Here is a 599-nt window from a genome sequence, read left to right as displayed (position 1 = left end):
GTGTTAGTGCCGTCCTTCATAGGCTCCTAGTGCCAAGGCATCCGCCGTGCGCCCTTTCTAACTTAACCTTTCGGCTTCAATAAGCCATCTTGGTGAGTCCTTGTTCACAGCGATGTAAACAGGTGCTCTTAAAAAGGTATTGCATAAACAAATCACAAAAGGATTTGTTCGGTTGATTCTTGATTTGTTACTTTCAATGTCGTTTTATCCAGTTTTCAAAGAACAAAAATACTCCACTCGGAGTATGATGGTGGAGCCTAGCGGGATCGAACCGCTGACCTCCTGCGTGCAAGGCAGGCGCTCTCCCAGCTGAGCTAAGGCCCCGAAATATAAAGATTAAGTTCTCTAGCAATTAAAATGCTTGGAAATCTTAATGGTGGGCCTAAGTGGACTCGAACCACCGACCTCACGCTTATCAGGCGTGCGCTCTAACCAGCTGAGCTATAGGCCCCTTTCGGGATTGTATTATGAAGTTCAAAATGAACCTTCAAAACTGAACGCAAAACGTTAACTTGCAGACCCCTTGGGTCTACATTCCGAAATATTCCTTAGAAAGGAGGTGATCCAGCCGCACCTTCCGATACGGCTACCTTGTTACG

General features: G+C 46.2%; 2 tRNA genes. Both read right to left on the bottom strand.

The annotated features are described in order from the left end of the window. Positions 1 to 248: 248 nt before the first annotated feature. A tRNA-Ala gene (locus MHZ95_RS20775) sits at positions 249 to 324 on the bottom strand. A 50-nt stretch (positions 325 to 374) separates the two neighbouring features. Beyond that, positions 375 to 451: transfer RNA gene (locus MHZ95_RS20770), tRNA-Ile, on the bottom strand. Positions 452 to 599: the final 148 nt, after the last annotated feature.

Source organism: Sporosarcina sp. ACRSM (genome assembly GCF_022346545.1).
Classification (GTDB): domain Bacteria; phylum Bacillota; class Bacilli; order Bacillales_A; family Planococcaceae; genus Sporosarcina.
The sequence above is the reverse complement of the archived record's forward strand: the minus strand, read 5'-3'. Positions and strand labels throughout refer to the sequence as shown.